Below are 1299 nucleotides of genomic sequence, written 5' to 3'. Positions count from 1 at the left end.
CGTCACGAACTACACCGGCAAGAGCGGCAGGATCTATTTGACGGTCAATGGCTCCAACAACTCGGGCACCAGCTTGGGCACCAGTATTTCGAGTGCCGGCGCATTCACGGTCAACGGGGTGCAGCCGGGGTGGCAATACTCGGTTCGGGCTTTCGTCGACACCCAGGGAAACGGCATTCAGCACGCCAATGATCCGATCGGCATGTCGGCTACGGTGACGGCCGGCACCGGGAACGTATCGGTAGGGACCTTTGCGGTAACAACCCCCGCTTTGGTCGCTTTGGCGCCTGACCAGGCGCCGCAGGTCGTGGTCTACCCCGGCGAGGGGGGCAACTTCGTGATGTGGGACGGGCCTCAGGATAATAACGGGCTGCCCATCGCCGACAAGTACACCGTCTCCTGGAGCACCAGCCCCACGGGTTCGCCGGTCGCCGGCTCCAAGGATGTATTGCCAAGCGACAAGGATTTCTTCGCCCACATCGGCGTCTCCTCCACCCTCTACTATCAGGTCACGGCCGTTGGCGGCGGCTCGACCGCCTCTTCGGGCTGGATACAGGGCTCCGCCGCTGCCGGAACCGGCAGCGTCACCGGCAAGGTTTACTTCCCCGGTGTGACCGTAACAGGTCCTCTTTTTGTCGCCCTCGCGCAGAATTCCGCGAACGGGCCGCCGAAGATTCATGTCGTGGCCGTGGCGAACCCGGTAAGCGGAGCCAGCTTCACCGCCAACAACGTTCCGGCCGGCACCTACGAAGTCTATCCCTTCCTTGACCTGAACAACAGCGGCACCTACGACGTCGGGGATGTCGGCATGCTCGACAGTAATGATTTCAGCACCACTGTCACGGTCTCCACGTCCCGGGTAACAGCTGCGGACATCACCATCGTCGGCGCGAACACCTCCACGAGCCTCAGCACCGGCCACTGGATGAGCCAATGGGGGGAAAATTACAACCTTGAGCTCAATGTCCAGTCGGTGAAGAAGCACGTGGTGAAGGTCCAGCTTGGCTCGGGGGCCCAGATCTCCTCGCCTCTCGACCTGGCTATGGACCGGGACAAATTTCAGGCATGGCTCAATGTGACCACCAGGCCGACGGTCGGCGACACCTACCAGGTAACGCTGACCTACTCCGATGACACCACGGAAACCGTCCCGGTGGCGGTCAGCGCGGTGCTCGACGGCTTCGCCACCCCGCTCGCCCCGGTAGGCGCCATCCCGTTCAATCCCACCCCCACCTTCAGCTGGACTCAGCCGTCACAGGCGCCGGCAGAATACATCTACGATATCTGGCTGAATGGAGG

Annotated in this window: 1 pseudogene; it reads left to right on the top strand. The window is 62.3% G+C overall.

Features of this window, described 5'->3' with window-relative positions:
• Nucleotides 1-1299 (top strand): annotated as a pseudogene (locus AC11W3_RS07105) (hypothetical protein); the annotation flags it as partial.

It is taken from the genome of Geomonas sp. (assembly GCF_056994735.1).
This window is presented reverse-complemented; position numbering and strand designations above follow the sequence as displayed.